The organism is Rhizobium favelukesii (genome assembly GCF_000577275.2).
GTDB lineage: Bacteria > Pseudomonadota > Alphaproteobacteria > Rhizobiales > Rhizobiaceae > Rhizobium > Rhizobium favelukesii.
The window spans coordinates 473777-488637 of the sequence record NZ_HG916854.1; the positions used below are offsets into that span (position 1 = coordinate 473777).

Genomic DNA, 14861 nt, shown 5'->3' on the forward strand with positions numbered 1-14861 from the left:
TTTGACCGCACAACCGTGCTCAGATGAAGCTTGCCCCGAACAATTCGCGGGCATAGGCGTGGTGGGTCACCCCTGTCTGCAGATCCGCCTTGGTGAGTTCGTCGACGAAGCGGCCGTCCTTCATGATCAAAACGCGATCGCACATATGCGCGATGACGGCGAGATCGTGACTGACAAGCACATAGGTCAGACCTCGCTCGTCACGCTGATCGGCCAGCAGGTTCAGAATTTCCGCTTGTATCGAAACATCGAGCGCCGAGGTTGGTTCATCGAGCAGGAGGATGGGCGGGGACAGTATCAGGGACCTGGCGATGGCAACGCGCTGGCGCTGCCCACCGGAAAGCTCGTGGGGGAAGCGGTTTGCAAAGCCTGCCGGCAGACCGACCTGACGCAGGGCCTTGTCCACCTTCTGCCAGATATCGACATGGTTCATGGCCTTCAAAGGTTCGGCGAGCGCAGTTCCGATCCGGTGGCGCGGGTGAAGGGAACCGTAGGGATCCTGGAAAACCATCTGCGCACATTTGAGATCTTCGCGGCTGCGCGTCTTGCTGACGACCCTGCCGGCGAGCGCAATCTCTCCCGACCACCCCCGTTCCATGCCGGCAAGGCAGCGCAGCAAGGTGGACTTGCCGCAACCAGACTCGCCGACGATGCCCAGGGTCTCACCGCGTGCCACCTTGAAGCTCACCTCCTTGACCACGTGATTTTCCTGCTTGCCCGAAGCAAACACGACATCAAGATCGCGTACTTCAATCATCATGCATTCTCCAGATCGAGCTTCGTCCGGTCGAGAACAGCAAGGCGCCGCACCGGGTTTTTCGGGTCCGGCATCGCCGCCATAAGTCCTCGCGTATAGGGATGGCGCGCGTCTTCAAGCCGGGTCAGCGTTTCGATCACGCGCCCGGAATACATGACGATAATCCGCTCGCAAAACGCTGCGACCATGCGGATGTCGTGGCTGATCAACAGCAGACCGGAATTATTCTGCCGGACGAGCTCATCGAGCAGCGTCAGCACATCCTTCCTGACGCTGACATCGAGGGCCGACGTCGGCTCGTCGGCAATGACCAGTTTCGGCTTCGCAAGAAGCATCATGGCAATCATCACGCGTTGCCCCATGCCGCCGGAAATCTGATGCGGATAAAGCGTCATCACGCGTTCCGGGTCGTTGATCCGCACGCGCTCGAGTGCTGCTCTTGCGGCCGCAAGTGCGGCCGGGCCGCGCAGATCAAGATGCAGGCGGGCGGCCTCGGCGATCTGCTTGCCGACCGTCAGCACCGGATTAAGCGAGTAGCGAGGATCCTGCATGATCAACGCGATGTCCTTGCCCCGTATCTTGCCCATCTGCCGCTCGGGCAGCGACAGAAGGGGGCGCCCGTCAAGGTCGAGACGGGCCGCCGTGACGTTCGCACTCGGCGGCAGAAGGCGCATGATCGCGCGTCCCGTCGTCGATTTGCCGGAGCCGGACTCGCCGACGATCCCGACGCGCTCACGCCCGACGTCGAAGCTTACATCGGATACGGCTCGAACCGCGCTCCTGCCAAAACTCACGTTCAATTCCTGGATGGAAAGTACGGGTTTCATCTCATGATCTTGCATGGCGAGGATCCAGAATGTCGCGAAGCGCATCGCCCGCGATATTGAAGGCAAGACTGGAAATCAGGATAGCCAAGCCAGGCATGACGGCAACCCACCAGTAGTCCAGCATGAACTTGCGTCCGTTCGAGATCATTGCACCCCACTCCGGCGCCGGAGGTTGCGCACCCAGTCCAAGAAAGCCGAGTGAGGCTGCCGTCAAGATGATCCCGGCCATGTTTAATGTCAGGCGAACGATCACCGAGGGGATGCACATGGGCGCGATGTAGACGAACAGGATGCGCGGCGGCGAGGCGCCGTAAAGCTGCGCAGCGGCGACGTAGTCGGCGTTTCTGACGACCAGAGCCTCGGCGCGCGCCAGCCGGGCAATCGGGGGCCAGGCCGTCAGGGAAATGGCGATGATCGCCGTCGTCAGACCGGCGCCAAGGGCAGCGGCAAATGCGAGCGCCAGGATCAGCGAAGGAAACGAAAGAACGATGTCTGTCGCTCGCATCAGCAGCGCATCCGTGCGGCCTCCGAAGAAGCCGGCAACCACGCCGATCAGGAGACCGATGGGACCAACAATCAGAGAAATCGAGAGTACCGTCTGGACGGTGATCCGCGTTCCGTAAATCAGCCGGCTAAGAATATCGCGCCCGAACTCGTCGGTGCCGGCCAAATGCGCAGCGCTCGGCGGCTGCAAGGCGTCGGAAAGAACTTGGATATTCGGCTCGTAGGGCGCAAGCCAGGGGGCAATAATCGCAACGATGCAGAGCAGCCCGAGAATAACGAAGCCTGCAAGACCGAGCGGCTCCTGCACAAGCTTCGAGACGATACGCGCCGAAGATGTTGTAATCCGTACTGGAAGGCTCGGTGGACGTACAGGAAGATTGGTGTCAATTGCCTCGCTCATCGCGCTGCCTCTCTCGTGCGCGGATCGAAGATCGCATAAGCGATATCCGCGAGGAAATTTAGAAACATGAAGATGAAACCGATAATGATCGTGCCTGCAACGACGGCATTCATGTCGCCGATCATCAGTGCGTTCGTCATGTATTGGCCGATGCCGGGCCATGAAAAGACGATCTCGGTCACGACCGCGCCTTCAAGAAGCCCACCGTAGGAAATCGCCAAAATGGTGATGAGCTGTACGGCAATGTTGGGAAGAACGTGGCTGATGACGGTCCTTGCCGGGCCTACGCCTTTTGCGCGCGCGGCAATCACATAGTCCTGGCTTAGCTGTTCCAGCGTGAAGCTGCGTGTCATCCTGGTAATGTAGGCCATGGCCGCATAGGCAAGGATGACAGCTGGAAGAATGATGTGGCCGAGTGCGTTCCAGAAGATTTCGGTCTCGCCCTGCAAAAGGCTGTCGACCAGCAAGAGGCCCGTCTGCGGCGTGACCAGGCCCTCGTAAAAAACATCGATACGTCCCGGGCCACCAACCCAGTTCAAACCCGCATAGAAGATGACCAGGCCGACAATTCCGAACCAGAAGACCGGGATTGAATGACCGACAAGCGCGATCACGCGCGCAATCTTGTCGATGAAACTGTCGCGAAAAAGGGCTGCAGTCAGACCAAGCGGTACACCAACGAATGTCGAGATCAGGATTGCCAGGGTGGCAAGTTCGAATGTTGCAGGAAATGCCTGGGCGAGATCGGCCGATACCGGATTGCCGGTCAGAACCGCCGTCCCGAAATCGCCTTGAGCCAGCCCCTTCAGATAGATCAGAAATTGCTGGTAGATCGGCAGGTCAAGGCCAAGCTTCTGGCGCATGGCGGCGTAGGCAGCCGGATCTGCAAGCTCGCCGACGATTGCCCCGACAGGGTCGGCCGGCAAGACGCGGCCGATCACGAAAGTGACGCACAGCAGGATCAACAGGCTGAGAGCGAGATGCCAAAGCCGCCGTCCCAGTTCGGTTACGGACAGTTCTTTCATGATCGGCGACCTTGTTTATTCGGTCTCGGCCTTGGTCACGCCTTCAAGGCGCGTAATCAGATTGGGATGGCCGACATAGCCCTGAACCTTGCTGTTCAGGACGATCGGTTCGAAACGCTCGAACATCGGCAGCACCGCGGGCTTTTGGTCGATGAACATCTTCTGCATCTCAACGTAAAGCTCGCCGCGTTTTTTGGGGTCAGGCTCCATCGACGCCTTTGCCGTCACTGCGGTCAATTCCGGAATGTCCCAGGCCGAGCGCCACACGAAGTTGCCGGCATTGTTGGCTTCAAGCGAATTGTCCGGATTGGATGCAAACTGCTCCATCGAGCCAAGGACGTTCGGCATGTAGGCACCCGTCTGCGGGATCAGGAGATCAAAGTTTCTCGCCCGGTGCGCCGAAATAATGTCGGAGCCATTTCCCTGCTGGACATCGACCTTGATGCCGATCTGGCCGAGTGAGGCCTGAATCGCGGTTGCCAGATCGACACGGGGTGTTTGAGCAATCGTCTTCAGCGTCAGCGAAAAACCATCCTTGAAACCTGCGTCGGCCAACAGCTGCTTTGCCTTGGCCACATCGAGGTGCCAGTCCGGGCTCGGTACTGCATCCTCATAATTCTCTGGTACCGGGACCGTCCTGACCCGGCCGTACGGCCCCATGATCGTCTTTTCGATACCCTGATAATCGATGCCGTACGCGATTGCTTCGCGCACCTTCGGATTGGCGAGATACTTGTTGCCCGCGTTCATCGCCAAAACATAGAAACCGCCCGTGGGGACGCGCTGAACCTCAAAGCCCTTTTTGCCGTTGAAAATCGCCAGATCAGATGCGGTCAGGGCGCTGGCGAGATCGATGTCGCCGCGCTCCAGCATCAGGCGTTCGACCTGGCTTTCAGGCACATGCCGGACAATCACACGACGCATCTTCGGCGCACCAGCGACATAGCCCTTATTGGCGTCAAGAATGACGAGCTCGTTCGGCGACCAGCGATTGAGCGTGAACGGTCCGGAACCCGCAGAATGGGTTCTAAGCCAGGCGTTTCCATAGTCGTCGTTGACGACGTGCTTCTGCACCTCGACGCTGTCGACGACACTCGCAATCGCCATGGCGAGCCGGTAAAGCAGAAGTTCCGACGTTACCGCATCGGAAAGATCGATGCGCACGGTCTTGTCGTCGATCGCTTTGACCAGCTCGTCGACATTGTCTTTCGTGTAGCCGACACGCTTCAGGTTTGCTGCCGCAGCCTGGTCGAGCTTTAGAAGCCGCCCTAAAGAATAGACAACGTCCTTCGACGTGATCGGATTGCCTGAGGCAAAGGCTGCGTCACGCAGCTTGAAGGTGATCCCCTTGTCATCGACCTGCCAGCTTTCTGCAAGCTGCGGCACGATCTTTCCGTCCGGCGTCGTCGCCACCAGCCGATCGTAGAGGTTTGACATGATCTCGACGGCCTTGCCTTCCGTCGCCTGCTGCGGGTCGAGCGACAACACCTGGGCCAGCGATGTCCCGATCACAAGCTGGTCAGCGGGCGTGGCCGCCTTGAGCTCCTGGGCCGCCATGGTCAGTGCGCTTAAGGCGACGCTTACAAACAGACTTCTGGAAAAATACTTCATTGCAACTCCTCCCTGAGTTACTATACGAGACATAATATGTCGTCCGTATGTCGTATTATGATTTATCGAAGATCAGAGCGCTTTGCAAGCGTCATGCGGACGAGACCGGATGGAAATTGGGGACGGGCACGATGGTAACGATCAATCGCGGCAGACAGCGGCTGGCACAGCAGGTCATCGATCAACTGCGCTTGCAGATCGAGACGGGTAAGCTGCGAGAGGGGGATCAACTGCCAACCGAGCCGCAGCTTGAGGCTGCCTTCGGCGTCAGCAGGACTGTCGTCAGGGAGGCAATTGCCGACCTGCGCGCGGCAGGCTTTGTCCAACCGGTTCAAGGCAAGGGCGTCTTTGTCGCCGATCCGAAAACCAAGACGGGTCTGTCGCTCACGCCGATCGAAGTAAAAAGCATCCCGGAAACCCTTGAATTGCTGGAATTTCGAATGGCTGCCGAAGGCGAGGCCGCGGCCATCGCAGCCTATCGCAGGACAGCCGAGCAAGAGGCTGCCATTCGCGCGGCCAACAGGAAAATGGCGAATTTGATCGAGGCGGGACTGCCGACCGTCGAGGCCGACTACGAGTTTCACATGGCCATCGCTGCTGCTACGAACAACCGGTTTTACGTCGACGTTCTCCGCCACTTCGGTCCTCGTGCGATACCGCGTGGACAGTTTCCAACCTTGCCTGAAGCCAATGACCGCGCCTACCTCGAAAAGGTTCATGCCGAGCATGGGGAGATTCTGTCGGCCATCGCAGATCAGGATCCGGATCGGGCCCGCCAGGCCATGCGCGCCCACATGATGGCAAGCCAGCGGCGCTACCGAATGCTCGCAGAGCAGCAATAGTGCTCGACAGTCTCCAAAATTCATATTATGTCATATGATACGGTTGAATCATTCGGGAGGATGGGCGTGTATTTGGGAACGCAGGTCGCAGTGCGCGACGATGACGATTTTCGTGTTTTTGCTCAGCTGGGGGTGAAGCACATTTCGGCCGATCCGCCAGGCGCCCCGTCGAGCTGGACGCTGGATGATCTCGAGCGTCATCGCGATCATGTGGAAAGCTTCGGGCTTGTGCTCGACATGATCCAGCTTCCTCTGCCGTCGAAACCGATCGAGAAAGCATCCTATCCCGATATCCTCTTGGCCGGGCCCGAGCGCGACCGGCAGATCGATGCTGTCTGCCAGATGATCGAGAACTGCGCCAAGGCGGGCATACCTGCGACCAAATACAATCTCAATTTGATCGGCATCCCACGCACCGAGCTCGAAAAAGGCCGCGGCGGATCGCTCAACGAAGCATTCCGCTGGGAAAAGGCAGACCAGGAGGCGGCACCAGGGCTCGCGGGAGTGTTGCGTGAGGACGAAAACTGGGAGCGCATCGACTATTTTCTCGAACGCGTCGTTCCCGTTGCCGAAAGCAACCGCATCCGCCTTGCCTGCCATCCCCACGATCCCTACACGCCGCCCGGTTATCGTGGCGTCACCCGCGTGCTTGGGACGGTCGACGGGCTCAAGACGTTCGTCCAGATGCGGGAAAGCCCCTATCACGGTTTGAACTTCTGCCAAGGGTCGATCGGCGAGATGCTCGATAATCCGCGCGAGGAGATCGACGACATCATTCGCTGGTTCGGCACACGCGGCAAGATCTTCAACCTGCACTTCCGCAACATTCGCGGCGGCGCGCTCTCCTTCATGGAAACCTTCCCCGACGAGGGTGACATGGACATGGTCCGGTCGCTGAAAGTGTATAAGGAGGTCGGCTACAAATACATGGTCATGCCGGATCATGTACCGGCCATCAGCGGCCGCGATGCCAACGGTGTCGCCTTCAGCTTTTGCTATGGCTATATCGCCGCGCTGCTTGAGGCCATGGAAGCCGGGCATCTGTGATCGCCCCCAAATCCTTCGATAGCGCAATAACTCAAGGACATTGACATGGAACCCGATGCCATCAAGAAAGCCGTCGGCGACGGCTTGCTTTCCTTTCCCGTCACGCATTTCGACAGCGACAACAAGTTCGACGAGGCGGCATACCGCAAACACGTCGACTGGCTGGCCGGCTTTGGGGCAAGCGCTCTTTTTGCTGCCGGCGGCACCGGCGAATTCTTCTCGCTCAATCCTGCGGAAGTGCCGCTGGTGGTGCGTGCCGCAAAGAACGCAGCCGCCAAGACGCCGATCATTTCGGGAACAGGATACGGGACCTCTCTTGCGGTCGAGATTGCACGATCAGCCGAAAGGGCGGGCGCCGATGGGCTGCTCCTCCTGCCACCATATCTGATGTTTTCGGAACAGGCCGGCCTGGTTGCGCATGTAAAGGCAGTCTGTAACGCAGTCGGAATCGGGGTGATCGTCTATAACCGTGATAACGCCATCCTGTCGGCAGATAGCCTCGCGCAGCTGTGCGACGAATGCCCCAACCTGATCGGCTTCAAGGATGGGGTCGGGGATGTCGACCGCGTCATCGAGATCACCACCAAGATCGGTGACCGCCTGGTCTATGTTGGCGGCATGCCAACCCACGAAGTCTATGCTCAGGCCTATTTCGCGGCAGGGGTTACGACCTATTCGTCAGCCGTCTTCAACTTTGTCCCGGAACTGGCACAACGTTTTTATCAAGCGCTGCGAAGCGGCGACCAGAAGACCGTCGACCGCATCTTAAAGGATTTCTTCTTCCCATTCGTTGCCTTGCGCAATCGAAGAAGAGGCTATGCCGTCTCGATCATCAAGGCGGGACTAAAGGTCATTGGCCGCGATCCCGGCTCGGTCCGGGCTCCGCTCACAGATTTGACGGACGAGGAAATTGCCGTGCTGGAGAACATCGTAGCGGCTGCCGATACCGCAAATCTCACACTTGTACCTGCTTAGAAACGCTTTGCTTCAGGGCGTGGATCGCAAGCCACAGAAGTGCAATGTCAAAACGAGCAGAGTGCCCCTTATATCGGATATCGGCTATGTCGGCTATATCGGCGCGACGCCCGAGCAGGGCGGGTCGAACCCGTCTTGCGCCCGCTCTCCTCTGGTTACGCGGGGGCGACAAGCTCGAGGGAACGTCGGTTCCATAGCACACGATCGCAACAAAAAAGCCGCCCCGTTGAAAGACGGGGCGAAGTGGGGTCGTGTGTCTTGCCTTGGAAAATGGGATAGTTCCCAAGACATTCGAATAACACGCCGCGCGCGTATTTGTTCCGCTTCGCCAGAATTTCCGACGGTGTCGGTATTTAGCGCGACTCGTGAACATCCGAGATTGCGCTGTTGTGCGTCTGGTTGCGCATAAAGGTAAGATCGCTGCCTTCGCGGCGTTCGAGGTCGTCCAGGATGATTGCGTCCACGACGACTGGAAGGCCGGTGAAGATGTCGGTTACAGCCCGACGATCCGCCTACTTTTCGCTTGCTTCTACTGGAGACCTAACATGCAGACGCACAGCGGTCAAAAAGATGAGGCTCTGCGGTGGGCGCGCAGAGCCTCGGGGATTTTCGGGCAGACGTCGAGGGCGACAAACACGATGGGAGCGCGGTCATCCGGTAATAGTTCCGCTCAAAAAAACCCCCGCAAATTTGCGGGGGCAATTCCAGGAGAGATATATACTGGAAACGCCGTCGATCGGGTTTGGTTCCGCAAAGCGCAGCACTACCCGGTAGATAGGGTGAACCGGATGTGGGCCTCTGTAAGAGCAAGCAAAAATACACCTAGGGCGTCGTTTTCCTCCACGGTTCTGGCCTCAACGCCTTGGCAGGCTTCCAGGGCGGAGATATAGGCCCTTCCGTCGGAGGTGGGCCAGCGCTTCGTCAAGAGTTCGAACGCCTGTCGCGACGATTTGACGGTATGGGAACGCCGCCCCAGTCGGATCGTCACCGTTGAGTCCCACACGACGCATGCCTTCCACAGCTTATGAAAAAGCGTCTCCACCAAGTAGTACCGGCATCTCATTGCGATAACATGGCTTCCCGGCTGGCGTGATGCTTAAACAACGCATCAGCAAGAAGGTTCCCCATCCTTGTTTGCCGACATTTTCAGGGACAGCGCCTTCAGCAACCCCTCGCAAGACGCGGACGGGTCACGGCTGAGAAGATCAATCGCAACAGCCGTTGCAGCACGGGCGCATTCACTTTCCGCGTCAACACCGTTTAATCCACACCATGCCTTAACGGCCTCGGTAATGGCGTCAACCTGGCTATCGGAATAATCAAAGATATTGAAGAAATTGAGCGGCACAGTCGTTGCTCCACTTCACGCAGGAACGCATCCCATCTCCCACTCAGGCCTTGCGCAATACTCGATCGCCAGCTGCAGAAGAGGATACACCTTGCTGTCAAAGCCTCCACTACTTTTCACAGTGGACGCCTTCCTGGTCAAACAGGCTCGTCGTCCGCGTTGTCACGCGATTGATGAAATGATTTCGGTGGTTGAAATCTTGCAGTGGCTTGCCTTCCCTTCCAGTCATGCCCGGCTGTTCGTGCTCATTTGCGGCGGGGTGATATGCAGGCATGCGTCATCGATTCCTACAGGCTTCGTTGCGCTGCTGAATGGCCAGAGCTCGCGCCGGAGCCATGTCTGAACTCCTTCATATCGCTTGGGCCAAAGGCGCTCGAGCCCAGGGAACACTAATGTTGCTGCCTCGTTACCTGCACAGTCGCAGCATGAAGGAGAAGCGAAATGGATTGGAATCGTGTCGAAGGAAACTGGAAGCAGATGAAAGGCAAGGTCAAGGAACAGTGGGGCAAGCTCACTGATGACGATCTCGATCAGATCGCCGGCAAACGCGACCAGTTGGAAGGCAAGATCCAGGAACGTTACGGTATTGAGCGGGATCGCGCTCGCCGCGACATCGACGATTGGTATGGCAGCCAGACCTGGTAGTAACGCTCGATCAGCCCGGATTTTTCGTCCGGGTCTATTCTGGCCGCGACGAGGCACGCGAAACGAAAAAGAATAGTGATTTGGCGTGCCTCCGCCTCACGATTTGCAAACATCATGATTTGGCTCGTCGGCGCGATCCGCGCCGTGATAGTCATGGAGGAGTCGGAGGCCGCCGCCGCAGCGGCGACCTGGCTGTAGAGACAGGCACACAAAGCCTGACAGGGGTTCGACGGCCTTGTGTGTTAATCCTGCTCACAGAGGGATGGATCTGAGGAGCCTTTAGGATAGCGTTTTGCAGCCGGAAAAAGGATGCATCCGTTCGCATAGGCGGCTTTAGCAAATTTGGTGAGGAAGGCGTGAAAAGTGAGAGGTCCGCAGGGGTGATAGCGGACCCTCAGCACTTTTACAGGGAAACTGGCCGTCTTTCGGCCGCCGCCATAAGAGCACAACCGGGCACGGCTCGCACGTACGCCTTTAGCGGTACGCGCACCTACCATGACGTGAGAAGACCTGAAGATCCGGGACGCAGTTGTTGCGCTCCAGCAGCTTGTTGTGCGTCGCGCTATTGCGAGCTATCGTCGGTCTCAAAGTGCCCTCGGATCAGGCGAGAGACAGATGTTGGAAGACTGGTTCACAATGATCGTCGGCAAAGGCAACGTAAACGAAGGCCTTCTTCGGATCATCGTCTTCATAGCCATATTTATCGGCGGTTTCGGAACGCTTTTTTGGTGGCTTCTGCGATAGTTCGCTCGACCCGAGTGAATGGTGGCGGACAAAAAGAGTACGCCGACCCCTCTCGCCGGGTTTTGCAGAAGCTGTCGCCGGGTCGTGGGACCCAGGCTGTGAGCGTAAGACAATTCTCAGGATCACCCGAATGGCGGGTGCTCCGACGGGTAGCCTACATCAGTGCGCCTGCATTTTAGTCGGCACAGACGGTCCTGTATTTCGTTATCTCATGGTTGTGACTGCGAACCTGGTATGGCTGCCTCCAGCACCTCGGCCGTTCGTATCGTGACGGATAGTACCGATCGCGATAATACCGAGGAGGCGCGCGGTAGAGCCTTGGTGAATCATCGTCGTAGTAACGCGGGCTATCGCCGAACTCAAAGTATATTCCTTGAGCAGACGCGGGCGAGAAGTTGGAGACGACGAATTGTTCAAGCCCAGCTCTTATTATGACTTAGGAGTTTTCTTCCGGGCTAGTGCGAACACCAGGCCTGACTTTCAAATTTGTCAGGATTACCCAGGAGAAATTGCCTGACTGATCGCCGCAACCGAGGCCTGTCTTGTTCGTTCTGCCCGAGGGCAGCATCGGAAAAGGCGGCACTTTGCGCAGGACACGGCATGTCTTCCGCCCCAAAGGATCTTTCAACGGTTCACGTTTTCAGAGCGGCGCTTTAATGGACTTCTCGGGGCGGCAAGAATACCAGTGGCGGGCCAACCCCTGTCGAAGCGTGTCACAGAGATGGCTGATTTGCCCGTCCAGCGTCGACTTGCCGCCATCGCTGTCGCCGATGTGGTCGGTTACTCGCGGCTGATGGGTGCCGACGAGATTGGCACGCTGGCGGCGCTGAAGCAGCGGCGGACGGAGATACTCAACCCCACGGTGCGCGATCATGGCGGGCGCATTGTCAAGGTGATGGGCGACGGGGTGCTCGTGGAGTTCGCCATTGCGATGAACGCCGTCACCGCGGCGATCGAATTGCAAAGCAAGATGGCGGAGGCCAACGAGCCACTGCCGGAGAACCGTCGCATCGTGCTGCGTGTCGGCATCAATCCCGGAGACGTCATCGGGGAGGGCAGCGATATCTATGGCGACGGCGTCAACATCGCCGCGCGGCTGGAAGCAATGGCCGAGCCTGGTGGCGTTTGCATCTCGGGCAAGGTATTCGACGACGTGCGAACCGGGTGACCGAGCGGTTTCGCGACTTGGGCGGAAGACGCTCAAGAACAGCCAGGCCGGTGCGCGCCTATGCTCTGAACACGGCGCCCGCGCCAGCGATCCCGCCCGTCGGGCACGAAGTGTTTCCCTCGCTCGCCATAGTTCATCGATCCTGTTAATCGGATGATCGGCAGAGACGTCACGAAGGTATGCTCCGGGATCAAGGCCGTTGAGCTTTACAGCCTCGATAAGCGACAAGGCCGCGGCGGCGCGTTCACCGCCATCCGGCGAATATCCAGTTCATCCTCACAGCGCTGCGCTGACATTGGACGTGGCGGTGCCAGCGACAATCGCTCCAAACAACGTCAGCCGTTCAGGCGTTGCTGTGTCTGTCGGTCGAAGAAGTGAATCTTGGCCGTTTCGAAAGAAAGCTTCACCCGTTGCTCCGGTACCAATTCGACCCGTTCGCGCACGACCCATGTCAGCTCCTTGCCTTCGAGCTCCACGGCGACATGGGTTTCCGATCCCGTAGGTTCGACAACCTTGACCACCGCGTCCACGCCGTTCTCGCCGCCCAAGGCGATATCCTCCGGACGAATACCCAACGTCATTGGTCTCTTTGCCGAGTTGGCAGGAGCCCGCGACAGCTTCAGGCGTGAACCGCCCTGCAGCGACAGCGTGGGAGCTCCGGCGTCTTGCAGTGTTCCCTCAAGAAAATTCATTGCGGGAGAGCCCAAGAAACCTGCAACAAAGATGTTGCGCGGTCTGTCGTAGAGCTCGAGCGGGCTGCCGATCTGCTCGACGCGACCACCGTGGAGCACGACGATTTTGTCAGCCATGGTCATGGCTTCGATCTGGTCATGGGTGACGTAGACGATCGTGGTCTTCAGGCGTTGATGCAGTGCTTTGATCTCCGCTCTCATCTTCACGCGCAGTTTTGCGTCCAGATTCGAAAGAGGTTCGTCAAAGAGAAATACCTTCGGATCTCGAACGATAGCGCGACCCATGGCGACGCGCTGTCGCTGTCCGCCTGACAACTGCGCCGGCTTTCGATCGAGGAGGGGCTGCAATCCCAGAATTGCTGCAGCCTCACCTACCTTTTGCTCGATTTCCGGCCGTTTGGCGCCAGCGAGCTCAAGAGCAAATCCCATATTCTGGGCGACCGTCATTTGCGGATACAATGCATAGTTCTGGAAGACCATCGCGATATCGCGGTCCTTCGGTTGCAGATTGTTCACCACGCGACCGTCGATGCTGATTTGGCCAGCCGTGATCTCCTCGAGTCCCGCGATCATGCGCAGCAATGTCGACTTGCCGCAGCCAGACGGGCCGACGAGAATGGTAAATTCACCGTCGGCGATCTCGACGTCGACACCATGAATTATGTCCACCGCGCCGAAGGATTTCTTGACGTTTTTGATGCTCAAGCCAGACATTTTGGGACCTCTTGATATCCTCTAGCGCTTCCTGCGTACGCGCAGGGCCTGATATGGCTTGCGCGGAATCTTGACGCCGAAGGCAGCGTCCGGCTTGCCACCCCTGACAATCGCGCCATGGCGTGTGGGATGGGGAACAGGGGCCTCCACTTTCCGAAGCGGTGTGATCGTCATCTCCCATGTGTCGATGAGATCGACCTCATAGTCGTCGCTGTCGACCGGAAGTCCCGAAGACCAGATGACCGGCTGATGCTCGCCGAAATAGATCAGGCGGAAATCGCCGTCACCGTCACGCACGCCAGACACGCGGGACCAGGGCCACTCGCCGACCGACCCGAGCGGCTCGAGGCCGTGCGTCACATCCGCTTCCAGAAGATCCCTGAGGAAGCCGATGCGCTTCCATGCTTCGCCATGCAATTCTCCACCCTTAGCCCACCAGATCAGGTCGTCTGGATGGGAATAGGTTTCGCCATGACCGGCATAGCCGCCGCGCGCCATCGTGATCCAGAAGCGGTGCACGAGCTCCTGGGCGCTGAGGTTTCCCCATGACTGCAGGATGTCGCCCTCGTATTCCGGCTCGTCGTTGACAACAGGCTTGCCGTAGGCGTTGCGCCACTCCTGGGTCCGCTTGACGTCAGGATTTTGAATGCAGGTGTGCGTGACCCATGGCTTGCGATGATCGAAATTCGCAGTCACGTCGCCATTGTGGATGGAACGCAGGTGCTGGTAAGGGTCGTTTTCTTCCAGGATGTGGAAATAGCGATCCCACTGCGCCATCGGCTTCGTGTCGATGAGGAAATCATACTCGTTGGCAAGCGACCACCAGACATTGCGGTAGGCGGACAGACGCGCGGCCAGATATTCGACATAGCGGAAATCCTGTTCGGCCGACATATCCGCATAACCCCACCGGTCGTAGGGGTGGAACATGATGATGTCGGCTTCGATCCCGAGTTCGCAAAGTGTTGCGACCTGTTTGTCAAAATGCTGGAACATGGCGGGATTTGGACGGTCAAAGTCCTCCTTGCCATCCGCTCCTCGTTCGAAGCAGGCGTGTAGCGGCTCGTTGACGCTGTAGGGATAGTCTTTGGGAAATACGCCCATCCGGATCTTGTTGAAACGCGTCTTCCCAAGGGTCTCGAGAGTTTGCCTTTGCATCTCCAGCGGCTGGTGCGTCCAGGCATAGCAGGTCGTACCGAATGACAAAAATGGAGTTCCGTCGGCATAGGCGAAGTGGAATTTGTTGCGTACCCGGACCGGGCCGTGATTGCCTGTCGATGGTGCCGTTGCGATCAAGGAGCCCGTTTTTCCGGCGAGTGCAGTAGTTCTGGAACGCGTTACAAACGACCACTCGCCCTCAACGTCGGGCATGAAGCGCATCCGGTACGTCCCGTTTCCATCATAAAAACCGGGGACGCGCACGTCCCGGCTCTTGTGGGTGAACACGGCATCGAATGCAACGTCGAGATAGGGATTCCCGTCGGAGGGTCCATCAAAGGAGGCCTCGAACACGCCCCATTTTTCGACTGTTGCATTAGGCATAGAATTCTCTCCTCGTGGAA

14 protein-coding genes and 1 pseudogene are annotated in these 14861 nt (G+C 58.2%); 5 read left to right on the plus strand and 10 right to left on the minus strand.

The window, feature by feature from the left end:
* Positions 1-19 precede the first annotated feature (19 nt).
* The 5 genes from LPU83_RS62275 to LPU83_RS62295 are packed head-to-tail and all read right to left on the minus strand — an operon-like array spanning position 20 to position 5124.
* Positions 20-757, minus strand: coding sequence for an ABC transporter ATP-binding protein (locus LPU83_RS62275; RefSeq protein WP_024314144.1), 738 nt, complete (start codon positions 755-757; stop codon positions 20-22).
* Positions 757-1599: an ABC transporter ATP-binding protein gene (locus tag LPU83_RS62280; RefSeq protein ID WP_024314143.1), complete on the minus strand. Its 843-nt coding sequence runs from the start codon at positions 1597-1599 to the stop codon at positions 757-759. The genes LPU83_RS62275 and LPU83_RS62280 overlap by 1 nt, the downstream gene beginning before the upstream one ends.
* On the minus strand, positions 1586-2488 hold the full coding sequence (locus tag LPU83_RS62285) for an ABC transporter permease (RefSeq protein WP_024314142.1): 903 nt from the start codon (positions 2486-2488) through the stop codon (positions 1586-1588). Before LPU83_RS62285 ends, LPU83_RS62280 begins: the two co-directional genes overlap by 14 nt.
* Positions 2485-3513, minus strand: coding sequence for an ABC transporter permease (locus tag LPU83_RS62290; RefSeq protein ID WP_024314141.1), 1029 nt, complete (start codon positions 3511-3513; stop codon positions 2485-2487). The genes LPU83_RS62285 and LPU83_RS62290 overlap by 4 nt, the downstream gene beginning before the upstream one ends.
* A gap of 15 nt (positions 3514-3528) precedes the next feature.
* Positions 3529-5124, minus strand: a complete 1596-nt coding sequence (locus tag LPU83_RS62295) for an ABC transporter substrate-binding protein (RefSeq protein ID WP_024314140.1) — start codon at positions 5122-5124, stop codon at positions 3529-3531.
* A gap of 131 nt (positions 5125-5255) precedes the next feature.
* Here LPU83_RS62295 and LPU83_RS62300 point away from each other — a divergent pair, with 131 nt between their 5' ends.
* The 3 genes from LPU83_RS62300 (at position 5256) to kdgD (ending at position 7988) form a co-directional block, all read left to right on the plus strand.
* Complete coding sequence (locus LPU83_RS62300) at positions 5256-5966, plus strand: FadR/GntR family transcriptional regulator (protein WP_024314139.1); 711 nt, start codon at positions 5256-5258, stop codon at positions 5964-5966.
* Positions 5967-6032: 66 nt separating this feature from the next.
* The gene (locus tag LPU83_RS62305) at positions 6033-7013 is read left to right on the plus strand and encodes a mannonate dehydratase (RefSeq protein WP_024314138.1); all 981 of its coding nucleotides are present in this window, start codon (positions 6033-6035) and stop codon (positions 7011-7013) included.
* A gap of 45 nt (positions 7014-7058) precedes the next feature.
* Positions 7059-7988: a 5-dehydro-4-deoxyglucarate dehydratase gene (gene kdgD, locus LPU83_RS62310; protein ID WP_024314137.1), complete on the plus strand. Its 930-nt coding sequence runs from the start codon at positions 7059-7061 to the stop codon at positions 7986-7988.
* Positions 7989-8751: 763 nt separating this feature from the next.
* On the opposite strand, the gene LPU83_RS75935 is transcribed toward kdgD, so the two are convergent.
* Entirely contained in the window at positions 8752-9051 is a 300-nt protein-coding gene (locus tag LPU83_RS75935; protein ID WP_024314136.1) for a DUF982 domain-containing protein, read from the minus strand.
* Positions 9052-9096: 45 nt separating this feature from the next.
* On the minus strand, positions 9097-9336 hold the full coding sequence (locus tag LPU83_RS62320) for a hypothetical protein (protein WP_024314135.1): 240 nt from the start codon (positions 9334-9336) through the stop codon (positions 9097-9099).
* A gap of 441 nt (positions 9337-9777) precedes the next feature.
* On the opposite strand from LPU83_RS62320, the gene LPU83_RS62325 reads away from it, so the two are divergent.
* The gene (locus tag LPU83_RS62325; RefSeq protein ID WP_024314134.1) at positions 9778-9981 is read left to right on the plus strand and encodes a CsbD family protein; all 204 of its coding nucleotides are present in this window, start codon (positions 9778-9780) and stop codon (positions 9979-9981) included.
* Between the two features lie 1465 nt (positions 9982-11446).
* The gene (locus LPU83_RS62330) at positions 11447-11893 is read left to right on the plus strand and encodes an adenylate/guanylate cyclase domain-containing protein (RefSeq protein ID WP_024314133.1); all 447 of its coding nucleotides are present in this window, start codon (positions 11447-11449) and stop codon (positions 11891-11893) included.
* Between the two features lie 129 nt (positions 11894-12022).
* Here the strand turns inward: LPU83_RS62330 and LPU83_RS72845 are convergent.
* From LPU83_RS72845 to LPU83_RS62340, 3 genes and pseudogenes are all read right to left on the minus strand, one after another.
* Positions 12023-12170 (minus strand): annotated as a pseudogene (locus tag LPU83_RS72845) (transposase domain-containing protein); the annotation flags it as partial.
* Positions 12171-12228: 58 nt separating this feature from the next.
* Positions 12229-13299, minus strand: a complete 1071-nt coding sequence (locus tag LPU83_RS62335; protein WP_024314132.1) for an ABC transporter ATP-binding protein — start codon at positions 13297-13299, stop codon at positions 12229-12231.
* A gap of 21 nt (positions 13300-13320) precedes the next feature.
* Positions 13321-14841 carry a DUF5060 domain-containing protein gene (locus LPU83_RS62340; RefSeq protein WP_024314131.1) on the minus strand — a complete coding sequence of 507 codons (1521 nt, stop codon included), beginning with the start codon at positions 14839-14841 and terminating at the stop codon, positions 13321-13323.
* Between the last annotated feature and the right edge of the window lie 20 nt (positions 14842-14861).

What these genes read in the sequence shown, in the direction of transcription:
- LPU83_RS62275 (WP_024314144.1), bottom strand. Translation starts at nt 757, where the DNA reads ATGATTGAAGTACGCGATCTTGATGTCGTGTTTGCTTCGGGCAAGCAG.
- LPU83_RS62335 (WP_024314132.1), bottom strand. Translation starts at nt 13,299, where the DNA reads ATGTCTGGCTTGAGCATCAAAAACGTCAAGAAATCCTTCGGCGCGGTG.
- kdgD (WP_024314137.1), top strand. Translation starts at nt 7,059, where the DNA reads ATGGAACCCGATGCCATCAAGAAAGCCGTCGGCGACGGCTTGCTTTCC.
- LPU83_RS75935 (WP_024314136.1), bottom strand. Translation starts at nt 9,051, where the DNA reads ATGAGATGCCGGTACTACTTGGTGGAGACGCTTTTTCATAAGCTGTGG.
- LPU83_RS62325 (WP_024314134.1), top strand. Translation starts at nt 9,778, where the DNA reads ATGGATTGGAATCGTGTCGAAGGAAACTGGAAGCAGATGAAAGGCAAG.
- LPU83_RS62280 (WP_024314143.1), bottom strand. Translation starts at nt 1,599, where the DNA reads ATGCAAGATCATGAGATGAAACCCGTACTTTCCATCCAGGAATTGAAC.
- LPU83_RS62300 (WP_024314139.1), top strand. Translation starts at nt 5,256, where the DNA reads ATGGTAACGATCAATCGCGGCAGACAGCGGCTGGCACAGCAGGTCATC.
- LPU83_RS62290 (WP_024314141.1), bottom strand. Translation starts at nt 3,513, where the DNA reads ATGAAAGAACTGTCCGTAACCGAACTGGGACGGCGGCTTTGGCATCTC.
- LPU83_RS62330 (WP_024314133.1), top strand. Translation starts at nt 11,447, where the DNA reads ATGGCTGATTTGCCCGTCCAGCGTCGACTTGCCGCCATCGCTGTCGCC.
- LPU83_RS62295 (WP_024314140.1), bottom strand. Translation starts at nt 5,124, where the DNA reads ATGAAGTATTTTTCCAGAAGTCTGTTTGTAAGCGTCGCCTTAAGCGCA.
- LPU83_RS62340 (WP_024314131.1), bottom strand. Translation starts at nt 14,841, where the DNA reads ATGCCTAATGCAACAGTCGAAAAATGGGGCGTGTTCGAGGCCTCCTTT.
- LPU83_RS62285 (WP_024314142.1), bottom strand. Translation starts at nt 2,488, where the DNA reads ATGAGCGAGGCAATTGACACCAATCTTCCTGTACGTCCACCGAGCCTT.